Origin of the sequence: Aeromonas salmonicida, from assembly GCF_028355655.1 — a bacterium.
In the GTDB taxonomy this organism is placed as follows: Bacteria; Pseudomonadota; Gammaproteobacteria; order Enterobacterales; family Aeromonadaceae; genus Aeromonas; species Aeromonas salmonicida.
In genome coordinates this window covers 98321-111464 of record NZ_CP110645.1, presented here as the reverse complement: position 1 = coordinate 111464, position 13144 = coordinate 98321, and the positions used below count along the sequence as shown (strand labels likewise).

Genomic DNA, 13144 nt, shown 5'->3' with positions numbered 1-13144 from the left:
CGTTATCAGGTTAAAATCCGGTTTATTATCCGTAAATCATTCGAGAATTGTAAGAACATCCGTGCTTGACGGCCCCGATGGCAACATCAAAAATGGGGTACCTGCCGCTGATGAGCCATCTATATGAAGATCTTCAAAATTCTGCTGCTGTTGTTACTGAGCTGTGGCTCCCTGCATGTGCAGGCCTCGTCCGAAGAGGAGCCGCCGGCAGAGGGCGCCGAGGCGGCTGCCAAGCCCGGCTTTTCCTACCACGCTCTCGATCCCGACATCATCACCAACTACCTGAGCGATGGCAAAACCCTCGGCTATATCCGGGTCACGGTCGAGCTGATGGCTGAAAACGAGGGCGATCTCAAGCTGCTGGAGCAGCACGACCCCCTGATCCGCGACGCCATCATACGTCTGATGGGCAGTAAGACCGCCGATCAGATAAAGTCCCTGGTGAACCGCGAAGAGCTGCGCAAGGAGTGCCTGACCCAGGTCAACGAGCTGCTGGTGAAAGAAACCGGCAAGAAGGCGGTACGCGAGCTCATCTTCACCAAGTTCCTCTACCAGTAACAGATACAAGCCTTAAGCGAGGGCCACGCCAAGGTGGCCCAGTCGCTGTTTTCGAAATGAAAATTGATTACACTAGGCCCCCACCGAGTTGTCGAGGTAGTCGTTATGGGCAACAAAACCCTGTGTGAATGGCGCCGCAGCGAGATCCCCACCGATCTCAAGACACTGCGCAAAATCGTGCGCAAACCCAAGTTTGTCTGTGGCAAGTGTGCTCGTAGCGCCAATGACAAAAGCTATCTGTGTCAGCCGCTGCGGTTGAAAGAGGAGTAAGACTGCACATCCCCACCACGTGAGCGGCTATTGATCGGTCCAGCCCTGGCGCCCCTGCTCGAACAATCTGCGCGCCTGCCCGTCATTGGGGCAAACCCCACGGTATTCACTGCCGGAACGCCCGGCCAGATAGAGGTGTTCAGGCCGGCAATACCAGGCCAGTCCCTTCTGGCGTCCCTGCTTCCATAGCTCGACATCCACCTTCTTGCCACACAGGTCCTGATGAAACGCGACCCGTTCAGTGGTGAAGCCCAGCTTGCCATCGGCCTCCCCCACATCGCTCCATACCTTCTCGCACGGATCATCGTTGGAGGCACAGCCTCCCAGCAGGGCAGCAAACAGTATGATGGTGAGTCTCATAGTCATCCTTGAGTGTCGTTTGGGCAGTTCATTCTAGTCAGCCTGATGGCGGCGACCAAGGGATCATCCCCATTCCTGTGAGCCGCACAAAAAAATCAGGCGGGCCCCAAGGCCCGCCTGTTCTCTCAATGCGTGGATTACTGATCGTCGAGAGGGTCATCATCCAGCCAGCTCTCGTCTTCCCATTCATCCAGCTCTTCTTCCCAGGATTCCGGTTCCCATTCATCATCGAGATCGTAATCCGGCTTGTGTCCACCCATGCTCATTCTCCTTGGATAGTGCACCCGCCCTCAAAGTCTATCCAGAAAAATGGGGCTCGCCAGTCAAGGCTGGATCAAAGTTTGACCAGAGTGCGACCCGCGATCCGGCCTTGCGTGATGGCCTCGGCAGCCGCCACCACCTGCTCCAGTGCTATCTCGGTCACCGCCTGTTCGAAGAAGCTGGCGGGCAGATCCCGCGCCAGTCGCTGCCACGCCAACTGGCGGCGCGCCAGCGGGCACATCACAGAGTCGACACCTTGCAACCGCACGTTGCGCAGGATGAAAGGCATGACAGTGGTCGGCAGATCGAAACCGCCAGCCAGCCCGCAGGCGGCCACGGCACCACCATAGTTCATCTGGGCCAGCAGCTTGGCCAGCACCTGACTGCCGACGGTATCGACCGCCCCGGCCCACAGCTGCTTCTCCAGCGGCTTGGCAGGCTCCAGCAGCTCGCCGCGCGGCACTATGCGGCTGGCACCCAGCGCCATCAGCGTCTTCCCCTGCTCCTCTGGGCGACCGGTCAGGGCCGCGACTTGATAACCCAGTGCGGCCAGCAGGGCCACTGCGGTGGAACCCACGCCGCCCGCCGCGCCCGTCACCAGGATTTCACCGCTGTCGGGGGTAACGCCCGCCTCCTCCAGCGCCAGCACGCAGAGCATGGCAGTGAGACCGGCGGTGCCGATGCACATGGCCTGGCGCTCATCCAGCCCGGCGGGCAGCGGCACCAGCCAGTCGGCCTTGACCCTTGCCTGTTCGGCCATGCCGCCCCAGTGTCCTTCCCCCACGCCCCAACCGGTCAGCACGACTTTGTCGCCGACCTGATAGCGGCTGTCGGCTGATTCCAGCACTGTACCGGCAAAATCGATACCGGGCACCAGTGGCCACTGACGCACTATCTTGCCCTTGCCTGTGATGGCCAGCCCATCCTTGTAGTTGAGGGAGCTGTAGCTCACCGCCACCCGCACCTCGCCTGCCGGCAACTGGCTCTCGGCCAGCCGGGTCAGGGTCGCAGCAGTCTTGCCGTCTTGATTTTCCAGTAACAGAGCCTTGAACATGGTTGCCTCTTTGATGAAGTGTGAAACGGGGATCAACTGCTTTGACGCTTCTGCAGTTGAAAATCCAGGGTCAGGGCCGTGCCCATGACAGGTTCGCCAGCCAGCTGACGCAAGATAAGCTCGGCCGCCTCCTGCCCCATTTTGCGATAGGGGATCCGGATCGACGTGAGCGCCGGATAGCAGGCGCGCGCCACATCCAGATCGTCAAATCCGGCGATGGCGAGCTTGCCAGGCACGCTCAGGTGACGACGCTGGCACTCGAACAGCACCCCCGCCGCCAGCTCGTCGTTGACGCACACCAGTGCATCCAGCTCGGGCCAGCGCAACAAAAATTCCCCCAGCATGGCGGCCCCAGTGCTGAAACTCGGCAGCTCAGAGGTGTTGATGATGGCATCGGGAGAGAGGTAGTTGTCCAGCAGTGCCTTCTGCCAGCCCTGCATGCGCTGTTGCAGCATCCACTGTTCCTGGCGGGCACAAAGAAAGCCGATGTTGCGATAGCCGCGCTCGATGAGATGACGGGTCAGCTGATAACCGGCATCGAAGTTGGAGACCCCTACATTCATGTCGACAGGGTTGCGAGCCATGGCGCCCACCTCCACCACCGGCAGGCGGGATGCCTTCAGGCGGGTACGGATGGTCTCGCCGGGATCGCCACCAAACAGCACAACAGCGGCCGGGTTATGCTGCAAAAAGCTGGTCAGCAGGCTCTCTTCCTGCTGCTTCAGGTGCTGGGCATCCCCCAGCATTATCTGGTAGCCCTCATCGAGCAGGGTCTGCTGCAGCCCGGCGATCACGTCGCCGCAACCGCGCTCGGTCAGGCTGGGCACTATCACCACTATGGTCTGGGACGTCGCGGAGGCGAGCGCGCCCGCCGCCCGGTTGGGAATGTAGCCGAGTTCATCCACGGCGGCATCGATGCGCTCGCGCATCTTGTCTGACACCAGCTCGGGGGTGCGCAGGGCACGGGACACCGTCATGGCACCCACTCCGGCCAGCTGGGCCACATCGTTGAGGGTCACCCGACCCGTGCTACGGCGCTTCTTCGCTTCTGACATCCCTTCCCTTCCTCGACATACGGGTGCTCACTTTAAGGCAAAAGTGCGGCACTGACTATTTGCTCAAACCGGATTTTACCCCCTTTGAGCGAGTGGCGGGGCAAGATGAATCCCACTCATGGCATAAATGATAGCGCTATCACAATTCCATGTTAGCGCTATCTGGTAGCGCTAACTTTCGCGATCAGGCTCACAGTTATCGCGGGGCAAGATCGCTAGATTGGCGCCATCTCATCCAGCCGGATCATTGCCATGCTGACTCAACTGCTGACCGAAGAGGTCATTTCCATCGAAACGGGAGCCCGCGACTGGCGTCATGCCATCGAGCTCGCCACCGCTCCCCTGCTGGCCAACGGCACCATAGAGCCTTCCTATGTGGCGGCGCTGTTTCTCTCCCACGAGGAGCTCGGCCCTTACTATGTGCTGGGCCCGGGCCTGGCCATGCCCCACGCTCGCCCGGAAGATGGCGTCAACCGTCTCGGCCTGGGACTGACAGTGCTGAAAACCGGAGTCAATTTCGGCTCCGAGGGCAATGACCCGATCCGGCTGCTCGTCACCCTGGCCGCCAGCGACAGCAACTCCCACGTGGAGACCATCGCCCAGCTGGCCGAGCTGTTCATGAACGAAGAGGACGTGGCGGCCATCATGGCAGCCGACACCAAAGACGACATTTTGCGCATTCTGGCGCGCTACTGAGCGGCGCCCTGCGCCCGACAAAGGAAGAGACGATGAAAATTCTGGTTGTATGCGGACACGGCCTGGGCACCAGCCTGATGATGGAGATGAGCATCAAGAGCATCCTCAAGGAGCTGGCAGTCACTGCCGAGGTGGATCACAGGGATCTCGCCTCCGCCGGCAGCGAAACCGCCGAGATGTTCGTGGCTACCCGCGATATCGCCGAGCAGCTCATCAGCATGGGGGTCAACGGTCGGCTGGTGTCCCTGGACAACATGGTCGACAAGGCCGCCATGAAAGAGAAACTCTCCATCGCCCTGCGCGAACTGGGCGCTCTCTGACCACCTGACTTCGCGGCCTGCGGGCCGCCTCTTCCATCTGATTGGAGCTGACCATGGAATTTTTCAATTTTCTGATGTTTGACGTGCTGTCCGAGCCGGCCGTGCTGGTCGGCCTGATCGCGCTCATCGGCCTGATTGCCCAGAAGAAACCCGTGACCGAGTGCATCAAGGGCACGGTCAAGACCATAATGGGCTTCGTCATCCTGGGGGCCGGTGCCACTCTGGTGGTGAACTCGCTGGGCGATTTTGCCACCATCTTCCAGCACGCCTTCGGCATCAAGGGCGTGGTTCCCAACAATGAAGCCATCGTCTCCATCGCCCAGCAGTCGTTCGGCAAGGAGATGGCGATGATCATGTTCTTCGCCATGCTGGTGAACATACTGATCGCCCGCCTCACCCCGTGGAAATTCATCTTCCTGACCGGTCACCACACCCTCTTCATGTCCATGATGGTGGCGGCGATCCTCTCCGCCGGCGGCATGAGCGGCATTCCGCTGATCGCGGTAGGCAGCCTGGTGGTCGGCGTGACCATGGTGCTGTTCCCGGCCCTCGCTCACCCCTACATGAAGCAGATCACCGGCTCGGACGAGGTGGCTCTCGGCCACTTTTCCACCATCTCCTACGTGCTGGCCGGCTGGATCGGCGCCAAGTTCGGCAACAAGGCCCACAGCAGTGAAGAGGTACAGGTGCCCAAGAGCCTGCTGTTTCTGCGCGATACCCCGGTGGCCATCTCCTTCACCATGGGCATCATCTTCCTCATCACCTCCGCCTTTGCCGGGCCCGAGTTCGTCACCAGCGTTGCAAAGGGCAAGCACTGGTTCATGTTCTCCCTGATGCAGTCCATCACCTTCGCCGCCGGTGTCTACGTCATCCTGCAGGGTGTGCGGATGGTCATCGCCGAAATCGTGCCGGCCTTCAAGGGGATCTCCGACAAGCTGGTCCCAAACGCCAAACCGGCGCTCGACTGTCCCATCGTCTTCCCTTACGCCCCCAACGCCGTGTTGATCGGCTTCCTGTCGAGCTTCACCGCCGGTCTGGTGGGCATGGTGTTGCTCTACCTGCTGGGGCTCACCGTCATCATACCGGGCGTGGTACCGCACTTCTTCGTCGGCGCGGCGGCCGGGGTGTTCGGCAACGCTACCGGCGGTCGCCGCGGAGCTCTGCTTGGCGCCTTCGCCAACGGCCTGCTGATCACCTTCCTGCCGGTGTTCCTGCTGCCTGTGCTGGGGGATCTTGGCTTTGCCAACACCACCTTCAGCGATGCCGACTTCGGCGTGGTGGGCATACTGCTCGGCCTGATAATGCGTTGACCGACGCCTGTACGGAAAACAAAAACGGAGCGCCTGGCGCTCCGTTTTTTATGGCCACTCTGGGCTCAGTCACTTTCCAGACTGGCAAGACAGTGAGAGAGGGTGCGCGCCAGCGCGCCCTGATTGCGCAACACAACGGCACGGGCCTGTTCGCCCATCTGGCGGCGATCGCCCTCGTCGGCCAGCAGCTCGCTCACCTTCTCCCCCAGCGCGGCGGCATCGGCCACCAGCGCCGCGCCACCCTGAGCCACCAGCTGGCGGGTGATGTCGCTGAAGTTGAAGTAGGCAGGGCCGGTCAGGCAGGGCTTGCCCAGCGCCGCCGGTTCCAGCAGGTTGTGACCGCCGACCTTCACCAGACTGCCGCCAACGAAGGCCACATCGGCCGCCGCCAGCATCAGCGGCAACTCGCCCATGGTATCGCCGAGATAGACCTTGTCCGTCTCGCGGATCGGGGCGCCGCCGGTGCGCCGCACACAGCCGTAAGGGGCGCACAGCTCGGCCACCCGAACGAAGCGCTCCGGATGGCGCGGCACCAGGATCAGCAAGGCCTGGGGGTGGCGTTGCAGCACCAGGTCAAACGCCGCCAATACCTGCTCATCCTCACCCTGATGGGTACTGGCAGCGATCCAGACCGGCCTGCTCTGCCCCAGCTGCTGACGCAGGGCGTGCCCCCTGGCATACACCTCGTCACCCAGCTGGATATCGAACTTGATGGAACCGGTCACCGCCAGCCGCTCACGACCGACGCCGAGCCGTGCAAAGCGCTCGGCATCGTCCTGATGCTGGCAAAGCAGATGGGTCAGTGGCCGGCTGAGGGTATCGAACGCCCCTTGAAAACGGGCATAGCGCTGGCAGGAGCGTTCGGATAGACGGGCATTGATGATGGTCACCGGCAGATGGCGCGCCTCGCAGGCCGCCAGCCAGTTCGGCCACAGCTCTGTCTCCATCACCCAGAGGGCGCGAGGCTTGATGCACTTGAGAAAAGCGGCCACCGCCCAGGGGTAATCGAGGGGGGCGTAGCGATGCACCACCAGATCGCCGAGCTTGGCCGCCTGCTCGGCGCCGGTGCGGGTGGTGGTGGTGAGCAGGATCGGCAAATCCGGCCGCTCGGCTTTGAGTGCACGGATGAAGGGGCTGATGGCCAGGGTTTCACCCACGCTGACCGCATGGATCCAGAGCGGCGCCTCCTGCCCGCTGGCCGGCGTCCGTCCCAGATGCTCGGCCCAGCGCGCACCAAAGCCAGGCTTGCCCTTCTTCGGCTTGTAGAGTGCCAGCAACGCCAGCGGCAAGCCCAGATGGATCAGCAGGTTGTAGAGCAGCCGATAGCCCATGTTATGTCGGCTCCGATCGCTTGCTCGCATCGGAGACAAACCGTGGCGGCTCACCCACTTGCAGCACGATCGGTTGATCTGGCGACTCGGCGCACTCCAGCCGTCGACCTGCCTCTATCACCTGTTCCGGCATCAGCTCGATCAGGCACTTGAGGTGACCGAACTTGCAAGTGCGCTTGAAACAGGGGCGGCACTCTATGTCGGTGTGCACTATCTCGACCCTGTCCGCCAGCGGCGGCGTGTAGAGCGGCGAGGTAGAGCCATAGACGCCGATCAACGGCCGGTTGAGGGCGGCGGCTATGTGCATCAGGCCGGAATCATTGGCGATGACCCGCCCGGCCAGCGCCATCAGATCGATCGCCTCATACAGGTTGGTCTTGCCCGCCAGCACGTGGCAGTTGGGGCGCGACAGCGGATTGATCCGCTCGCGAATGGTGTTGGCCACAGGCACATCCTTGCCGGAGCCGAAGATCCACACCTGCCAGCCCTCATCCAGATACTTCTGCGCCACCACGGCGTAGTGCCCTTCCGGCCAGCGCTTGGACGGGCCGAACTCGGCTCCCGGACAGAGCACCAGCACGGGACGAACGCGATCCAGACCGAGTCGCTCCAGCGCCTTGCCCTGATTGATGAGATCCACATTGAGCGAGGGGTGGGGAATGGCGGGAATATCGGCCCGGCTCTTCATCTGCGCCTTGGGATAGGCCAGCGCCAGATAGGCTTCCACCATCAGCGGGAAGGCGGACTTGTTGCTGCGCATGTCGTTGAGCAGGCCGAAGCGGTGCTCCCCCTTCCAGCCGGTGCGCACCGGGATCCTGGCGAACCAGGGGATCAGCGCCGACTTCATGGAGTTGGGCTGGATGATGGCCTGATCGTACTTCTCGGCCGCCAGTTGCTTGCCGAGCCGACGGCGGGCCCCCAGCTTGAAGTCACCGTGGCCGAGCGGCATGGGGACAGCCTTGTCCACTTCGGGCATCCGCTCCAGCAGGGCACCGCACCAGGCTGGCGCCATCACATGCAACTCGCTCTCAGGGTGATTGGTCTTGATCGCCTTGTAGAGGCTCTGGGACATCACCATGTCGCCGACCCAGGAGGGGCCGATCACCAATATTTTCATCTCACGCTTCTCTTGGGGCCAAGCCCTGCGGTTAATCATTGCTGGCCGAGATTATGCCCCAAGAATGGTCCGAGAAATAACAGAAGATCCCCGCACCATGTACACCTCTAATAAAAAAGAAGCCGTTTGAAACTGACGTACTCAGACCGCCGGAACCATGCTCCGCCTGCCGTTTTAGGCTAGAATGGGCGCCAATTTGAGCATGCCCCGCCAGCCGGGCGCCAACAAGAGCCTTCAACCCGTGAAAAACCCGACTCTGGCGGCCGTCCTGATCGTCAAGAACGAAGCCGACAACCTGAAAGCCTGCCTCGCCTCACTCGACGGTCTGGTGGACGAGATCGTCATTCTGGACTCCGGCAGCCAGGACGAGACCCCCGCCATCGCCGCCGAATTCGGCGCCCGTTTCTTCGTCAATACGGTGTGGCCCGGTTTCGGCCGCCAACGCCGCCTCGCCCAGTCCCATGTCCAGTCAGAGTGGGTACTGTGGCTGGATGCGGACGAGCGGCTTACCCCTGAGCTGAAAGAGGCCATCGCGACCGTCATGGCCAATCCGGCCAGCGACACCATCTACTCCATCCCGCGCCTCTCCTGGGTATTTGGCCGCTTCATCCGCCACAGCGGCTGGTATCCGGATCGGGTACTGCGCCTCTATCCCAAGGCGCTCACCCGTTACAACGAGGTGCTGGTACACGAGAAGGTGGAAGTACGGGCCAACATGAAGATCGTCAATATCCATGGCGACCTGCTCCACTTCACCTACCGGGATCTGGAGCACTATCTGGTGAAGTCCGCCGGCTATGCCAGGGCCTGGGCCGATCAGCGCACCGCCCGTGGCAAGAAGGGCTCCCTCAGCCAGGGACTGGTCCATGCCGTGGGCTGTTTCCTCAAGATGTACCTGCTCAAGGCCGGCTTCCTCGATGGCAAGCAGGGGCTCTTGCTCGCGATCCTCTCGGCCCACTCCACTTTCGCGAAGTACGCAGACCTCTGGATCCGCCAGCAGCCGCAAGCACCGGACCAAACCGGCAACTAATTGCGCAGCCGCTCAAGCCAGCATGACGAAACAGGGCCCGAAAGGGCCCTGTTTGTATCTATCAGCTCTCTGTTCGCCAGAAGGGCGGTGCCCAGCGAGCTATCGCCGCCGCCATTGTCTTGGGATCGAGCTGGCTCATGTCTTCCGGATGATCGCTGTCTTCCGGCGGGCTGAACGCCAGGTGACGCCCCTCGCTGTTGAGCGGACGCCAGCGCAGCGGAGTGGCCGAGCGGTGCGCCGGGAAGAAACCTATGGTGGGCACGTCCAGCGCCGCCGCTATGTGCAGCGGCCCGGTACTGCCCGCCACAAACAGGGCCGCGTTGGCCATCACCTGACAGAACTTGGGCAGCCCCTCGTCGGAGCGATAGATCCAGCCATTGCCGCCGTGAGCCAGCAATTCTGCCGCCAGCTGCTCGGCGATCTTCTCCTCCCCCGGCCCCGCCGTCAGGATGCACTGCAATTCCGGGCATGCCTGATTGAGCTTGATGATGAGGCGCGAGTACTGCTCGATGGAGAGGTTGTTGGCCGAACCACCGCTGCCGGCGTGTACCATCAGCCAGGGGCGGCTGGCATCCAGCTTCAGTCTGGTTGCAACCTGTTCGCGCACCAGCTGCAGGCTCTGGGGGTCAAAGCTGAGGTAGGGGCCCTGTGGCTCGACCACGCTCACCTGCTGGTCGGCGAGAAAGCGACGCACCAGATCCAGGTTGTACTCGTACTCCGGCTTCTGGGAGCGGGAGCGGCGCTGGATCAGGCGCTGGTTGTAGAGTACCTGGGCCAGCTTGGTCGCAGGAGCCAACCGGTAAGGGATGTGCGCCTTCCACACCAGCATGGCATTGCGGGAATTGGAAAAAAGGCAGATGGAGGCATCGAAGGCCGCCGCCTTGATACGCGCCTGCAAGGCACGTTGCTGTTCCTTGTCGGCTCCTGAACCCGGATCCAGGATAATTTCGTCGATCCAGGGGCAGAGACGGGCCAACGGCGCCGTGTAGGCAGGAACCAGGGCAGTCACATGACAATCCATGGAGCGCTTGAGCATGGCAAAACTCGGCCATGCCAGCATGAAGTCACCAATCTTGTCGTTGCGTACTACCAGAATACGTTTCATAAAAAATCCCTTTGCTCCCTGTCACCAATGCAAGGAGGCTTGATGCGCGGTGCGGGTATTCTTGCCTGATGCACAGCTATTCTCAAGCGAAGACACCAGACGATACTGATTTGGACGACCAAACCAGGCTGCTCGCGCCAGGTCCCGCACAAAACGGACGTCGTCCCGGTCGCGACAAAACGTCAACAGACCCTATAATGCGACCAAATTTCCAGGTTGCAGGAATCAAGAGCATGACCAACAAGGTAATTTATCCCGGCACCTTCGACCCCATCACCAACGGCCATACCGACCTGATAGGTCGTGCCGCAAGGCTGTTTGATGAAGTGGTCGTCGGGGTAGCCAACAGCCCGAGCAAGCGCCCCTTGTTCGATCTGGCAGAACGTGTCCTGCTTGCCCGGCAAGTGACGGCCCACCTGCCCAACGTCAAGGTGGTGGGCTTCTCCGGCCTGTTGGTGGACTTTGCCAAAGAGCAGCAAGCCAACGTGCTGATCCGTGGCTTGCGGGCCGTCTCCGACTTCGAATACGAATTTCAGCTGGCCAACATGAACCGCCGCCTGATGCCGGAGCTGGAGAGCGTCTTTCTCACCCCTGCCGAAGAGAACTCCTTCATCTCCTCGACCCTGGTGAAGGAGGTCGCCCTGCATGGCGGTGATATCCGCCAGTTTGTCGACCCGATCGTCGCCAAGGCGATTGCCGCCAAGCAAGGCAAGTAACAAGCAAACAGGCTACCCGAGGGTAGCCTGTTTAGTGCGGCGCACATAAGCCGCGCTCGCCATTGTCCGCACTGGCAGTCAGTCCGCCGCGCGCCCCAGCAGCTGCTGGCAGGAGAGCGCCAGCTCGTCGAGCCATTCGTAACGACGCCGGTACATGGCCCGCTTTTTGGAGGCAATCTCCTCCAGCGGCTTGCGCACCGCAGGCAACAGCTGCACGAAGTTGTCATCCTGATCGATGGCGCCAAATTCCTCCCACAGCTCGTCATAATCCGCCTGCAGACAGGCTTTCTTCTTCTTGCTGTAACGCTTTGCCTGGTAGATGTGTGCCTTCATCCGCACCGCCGAGATATGCTCGGCCCCCATCGCCTCGGCCAGCTGCATCACCAGCATTACCACCAGCGACTTGGGCCGCAAACCATGGCCCTCCTTGGTCAGGGCTCGAACCTTGTCCTGTGCCTGTTCGACGCAGGGTTCCGGCCCCTGTACCGAGCCAATCACCAGCGACAGATTGCCGGGGGTGCCCGCCAGCGAGAAGGCGCAGCTATAGAGGCGCTTGCCCTGTTGATCGACGATGGAGAGCGCCAGCTCGGCCTCACGACGGAAGGTACCATCGTGACGCAGCACTATGCGACATCCACTCTGGGGATAGTGGCCAAGCTCTATGCCCTCGTCCAGATAGAGCGGATCTATCAGCTCGGGATAACGGGCCAGCAGCAGTCGATAGTGGTTTTCCAGCATCTCGGCCCGCTGGGTCGCGGTGGAGCCGGCAAACCGATAGGGTCGCATCGGCTTGTCGAGCAGCTCGGGATAGTGGGCAGGCAGGGCCTTGAGCGGTTCGGCCTGAAACAGCTCGAACACCCGGCTCATCTGCTGCCGATAGAGCAGGCTGCGCAGCACGAACTTGGCGCGATTGAAGGTCTTGCGGGCGCTGTCATCGGGATAGAGGAAGCGGGCCATTTTTTGGGCGCAATAGTGCCCCTGCCGGGATAAATGATCCCAGTCCATTGATTTAGCTGTCATTTTATTTTCTCAAACCGCCTGAACGGTCGAGATACTAGTGACAGGCGCCCAAATATTCAACAGACCGGAAATACTCTCTTACAACTTGGCCATGTTTGGCCAAAATAACTGCGATTCAGCGCTGGCAGTGGGAGCAAAACACGGTTGTACGCTGCCCCAGCCGTATTTCACTGAGCAGGGTATGGCAATGGAAACAGGCTTGACCACCGCGACCATAAACCTGCAACTGCTGCACGAAATAGCCCGGCTTGCCATCGGCGCTGGTGAAATCCTTGAGGGTGGTTCCCCCCTGCTGGATGGCAGAAGCCAGCACCAGCTTGATCTCGGCCACCAGGGTTTCCAGTCGCTCGGCACTGATGTTGCCCGCCGCCCGTTTGGGATGAATACCGGCAGCGTACAGCGCCTCATTGGCGTAGATGTTACCCACACCGACCACCACATGGTTGTCCATCAGGAAGGTCTTGATGGCAGTGCCGCGCCCCTTGGCACGCCCTTGCAGATACTCGGCGTTGAAGGCATCGGTCAGCGGCTCCGGGCCCAGTTTGGCCAGCAGGGCGTGTGCCTCGGCGGGTTCACGGGTCCACAGCAGGGCCCCAAAGCGGCGCGGGTCATTGAGTCGCAGCAGCTTGCCGTTGGCGAGCTCTATATCCACGTGATCGTGTTTCTCGGCCGGCGTACCGATATTCAGCACCCGCAGACTGCCGGACATGCCCAGATGCAGGATGGCGGTGCCAAAGTCGGTCTCCAGCAGCAAATACTTGGCACGACGGCTGACCCTGTGGATGGTGAGATCCACCAGCTCCTGGATTTCGCCAGGTACCGGCCAGCGCAGCCGGCCATCCCGTACCACGACGCGGGTCACCTTGATGCCGGTGAGCCAGGGAGATATTCCCTGGCGGCTGACTTCAACTTCCGGTAATTCAGGCATGGGGCCTCCAACA

At 61.4% G+C, this 13144-nt stretch carries 16 protein-coding genes; 7 read left to right on the top strand and 9 right to left on the bottom strand.

Annotated elements, in window-relative coordinates; genetic code table 11:
• The first annotated feature begins 123 nt into the window (after window positions 1-123).
• Window positions 124-558, top strand: a complete 435-nt coding sequence (locus ONZ54_RS00535; RefSeq protein WP_005321244.1) for a flagellar basal body-associated FliL family protein — start codon at window positions 124-126, stop codon at window positions 556-558.
• A gap of 105 nt (window positions 559-663) precedes the next feature.
• Window positions 664-828: a hypothetical protein gene (locus ONZ54_RS00530; protein WP_005321246.1), complete on the top strand. Its 165-nt coding sequence runs from the start codon at window positions 664-666 to the stop codon at window positions 826-828.
• Window positions 829-855: 27 nt separating this feature from the next.
• Here ONZ54_RS00530 and ONZ54_RS00525 read toward each other — a convergent pair whose 3' ends face one another.
• The 4 genes from ONZ54_RS00525 to ONZ54_RS00510 all read right to left on the bottom strand — a co-directional run bounded on the left by ONZ54_RS00525 (window position 856) and on the right by ONZ54_RS00510 (window position 3558).
• Entirely contained in the window at window positions 856-1188 is a 333-nt protein-coding gene (locus ONZ54_RS00525) for a DUF2799 domain-containing protein (RefSeq protein ID WP_034283891.1), read from the bottom strand.
• A 137-nt stretch (window positions 1189-1325) separates the two neighbouring features.
• Window positions 1326-1448 (bottom strand): hypothetical protein, encoded by a 123-nt coding sequence (locus tag ONZ54_RS00520; RefSeq protein WP_005321250.1) that lies wholly within the window; start codon window positions 1446-1448, stop codon window positions 1326-1328.
• 74 nt (window positions 1449-1522) lie between these two features.
• On the bottom strand, window positions 1523-2503 hold the full coding sequence (gene acuI, locus ONZ54_RS00515) for an acrylyl-CoA reductase (NADPH) (protein WP_271787256.1): 981 nt from the start codon (window positions 2501-2503) through the stop codon (window positions 1523-1525).
• A gap of 32 nt (window positions 2504-2535) precedes the next feature.
• On the bottom strand, window positions 2536-3558 hold the full coding sequence (locus ONZ54_RS00510; protein ID WP_271787255.1) for a LacI family DNA-binding transcriptional regulator: 1023 nt from the start codon (window positions 3556-3558) through the stop codon (window positions 2536-2538).
• A 252-nt stretch (window positions 3559-3810) separates the two neighbouring features.
• Between ONZ54_RS00510 and ONZ54_RS00505 the strand changes: the two genes are divergently transcribed.
• The 3 genes from ONZ54_RS00505 to ONZ54_RS00495 are packed head-to-tail and all read left to right on the top strand — an operon-like array spanning window position 3811 to window position 5884.
• Complete coding sequence (locus ONZ54_RS00505) at window positions 3811-4254, top strand: PTS sugar transporter subunit IIA (protein ID WP_271787254.1); 444 nt, start codon at window positions 3811-3813, stop codon at window positions 4252-4254.
• Between the two features lie 32 nt (window positions 4255-4286).
• The gene (locus ONZ54_RS00500) at window positions 4287-4574 is read left to right on the top strand and encodes a PTS sugar transporter subunit IIB (protein ID WP_005321257.1); all 288 of its coding nucleotides are present in this window, start codon (window positions 4287-4289) and stop codon (window positions 4572-4574) included.
• Between the two features lie 53 nt (window positions 4575-4627).
• Window positions 4628-5884: a PTS ascorbate transporter subunit IIC gene (locus ONZ54_RS00495; protein ID WP_096119128.1), complete on the top strand. Its 1257-nt coding sequence runs from the start codon at window positions 4628-4630 to the stop codon at window positions 5882-5884.
• Window positions 5885-5949: 65 nt separating this feature from the next.
• Here the strand turns inward: ONZ54_RS00495 and waaA are convergent, their stop codons facing one another.
• Together waaA and waaF are read right to left on the bottom strand one after the other, a co-directional pair.
• Window positions 5950-7215, bottom strand: a complete 1266-nt coding sequence (gene waaA / locus ONZ54_RS00490; protein WP_271787253.1) for a lipid IV(A) 3-deoxy-D-manno-octulosonic acid transferase — start codon at window positions 7213-7215, stop codon at window positions 5950-5952.
• A 1-nt stretch (window position 7216) separates the two neighbouring features.
• Window positions 7217-8332, bottom strand: a complete 1116-nt coding sequence (waaF, locus tag ONZ54_RS00485) for a lipopolysaccharide heptosyltransferase II (RefSeq protein ID WP_271787252.1) — start codon at window positions 8330-8332, stop codon at window positions 7217-7219.
• 241 nt (window positions 8333-8573) lie between these two features.
• Between waaF and ONZ54_RS00480 the strand changes: the two genes are divergently transcribed.
• Window positions 8574-9362 carry a glycosyltransferase family 2 protein gene (locus ONZ54_RS00480; protein ID WP_271787251.1) on the top strand — a complete coding sequence of 263 codons (789 nt, stop codon included), beginning with the start codon at window positions 8574-8576 and terminating at the stop codon, window positions 9360-9362.
• Window positions 9363-9423: 61 nt separating this feature from the next.
• Here the strand turns inward: ONZ54_RS00480 and ONZ54_RS00475 are convergent, their stop codons facing one another.
• Window positions 9424-10467: a glycosyltransferase family 9 protein gene (locus ONZ54_RS00475; protein WP_058395976.1), complete on the bottom strand. Its 1044-nt coding sequence runs from the start codon at window positions 10465-10467 to the stop codon at window positions 9424-9426.
• A 233-nt stretch (window positions 10468-10700) separates the two neighbouring features.
• Between ONZ54_RS00475 and coaD the strand changes: the two genes are divergently transcribed.
• Window positions 10701-11183, top strand: coding sequence for a pantetheine-phosphate adenylyltransferase (gene coaD, locus ONZ54_RS00470; protein WP_005321264.1), 483 nt, complete (start codon window positions 10701-10703; stop codon window positions 11181-11183).
• A gap of 78 nt (window positions 11184-11261) precedes the next feature.
• On the opposite strand, the gene ONZ54_RS00465 is transcribed toward coaD, so the two are convergent.
• Together ONZ54_RS00465 and mutM are read right to left on the bottom strand one after the other, a co-directional pair.
• Window positions 11262-12140, bottom strand: coding sequence for a VirK/YbjX family protein (locus tag ONZ54_RS00465; protein WP_271788231.1), 879 nt, complete (start codon window positions 12138-12140; stop codon window positions 11262-11264).
• Between the two features lie 178 nt (window positions 12141-12318).
• Window positions 12319-13131 carry a bifunctional DNA-formamidopyrimidine glycosylase/DNA-(apurinic or apyrimidinic site) lyase gene (gene mutM, locus ONZ54_RS00460; protein ID WP_271787250.1) on the bottom strand — a complete coding sequence of 271 codons (813 nt, stop codon included), beginning with the start codon at window positions 13129-13131 and terminating at the stop codon, window positions 12319-12321.
• Window positions 13132-13144: the final 13 nt, after the last annotated feature.

What these genes read in the sequence shown, in the direction of transcription:
- ONZ54_RS00465 (WP_271788231.1), bottom strand. Translation starts at nt 12,140, where the DNA reads ATGGCCCGCTTCCTCTATCCCGATGACAGCGCCCGCAAGACCTTCAAT.
- waaF (WP_271787252.1), bottom strand. Translation starts at nt 8,332, where the DNA reads ATGAAAATATTGGTGATCGGCCCCTCCTGGGTCGGCGACATGGTGATG.
- ONZ54_RS00520 (WP_005321250.1), bottom strand. Translation starts at nt 1,448, where the DNA reads ATGGGTGGACACAAGCCGGATTACGATCTCGATGATGAATGGGAACCG.
- waaA (WP_271787253.1), bottom strand. Translation starts at nt 7,215, where the DNA reads ATGGGCTATCGGCTGCTCTACAACCTGCTGATCCATCTGGGCTTGCCG.
- acuI (WP_271787256.1), bottom strand. Translation starts at nt 2,503, where the DNA reads ATGTTCAAGGCTCTGTTACTGGAAAATCAAGACGGCAAGACTGCTGCG.
- ONZ54_RS00525 (WP_034283891.1), bottom strand. Translation starts at nt 1,188, where the DNA reads ATGAGACTCACCATCATACTGTTTGCTGCCCTGCTGGGAGGCTGTGCC.
- ONZ54_RS00535 (WP_005321244.1), top strand. Translation starts at nt 124, where the DNA reads ATGAAGATCTTCAAAATTCTGCTGCTGTTGTTACTGAGCTGTGGCTCC.
- ONZ54_RS00530 (WP_005321246.1), top strand. Translation starts at nt 664, where the DNA reads ATGGGCAACAAAACCCTGTGTGAATGGCGCCGCAGCGAGATCCCCACC.
- mutM (WP_271787250.1), bottom strand. Translation starts at nt 13,131, where the DNA reads ATGCCTGAATTACCGGAAGTTGAAGTCAGCCGCCAGGGAATATCTCCC.
- ONZ54_RS00510 (WP_271787255.1), bottom strand. Translation starts at nt 3,558, where the DNA reads ATGTCAGAAGCGAAGAAGCGCCGTAGCACGGGTCGGGTGACCCTCAAC.
- ONZ54_RS00500 (WP_005321257.1), top strand. Translation starts at nt 4,287, where the DNA reads ATGAAAATTCTGGTTGTATGCGGACACGGCCTGGGCACCAGCCTGATG.
- ONZ54_RS00475 (WP_058395976.1), bottom strand. Translation starts at nt 10,467, where the DNA reads ATGAAACGTATTCTGGTAGTACGCAACGACAAGATTGGTGACTTCATG.
- ONZ54_RS00495 (WP_096119128.1), top strand. Translation starts at nt 4,628, where the DNA reads ATGGAATTTTTCAATTTTCTGATGTTTGACGTGCTGTCCGAGCCGGCC.
- coaD (WP_005321264.1), top strand. Translation starts at nt 10,701, where the DNA reads ATGACCAACAAGGTAATTTATCCCGGCACCTTCGACCCCATCACCAAC.
- ONZ54_RS00505 (WP_271787254.1), top strand. Translation starts at nt 3,811, where the DNA reads ATGCTGACTCAACTGCTGACCGAAGAGGTCATTTCCATCGAAACGGGA.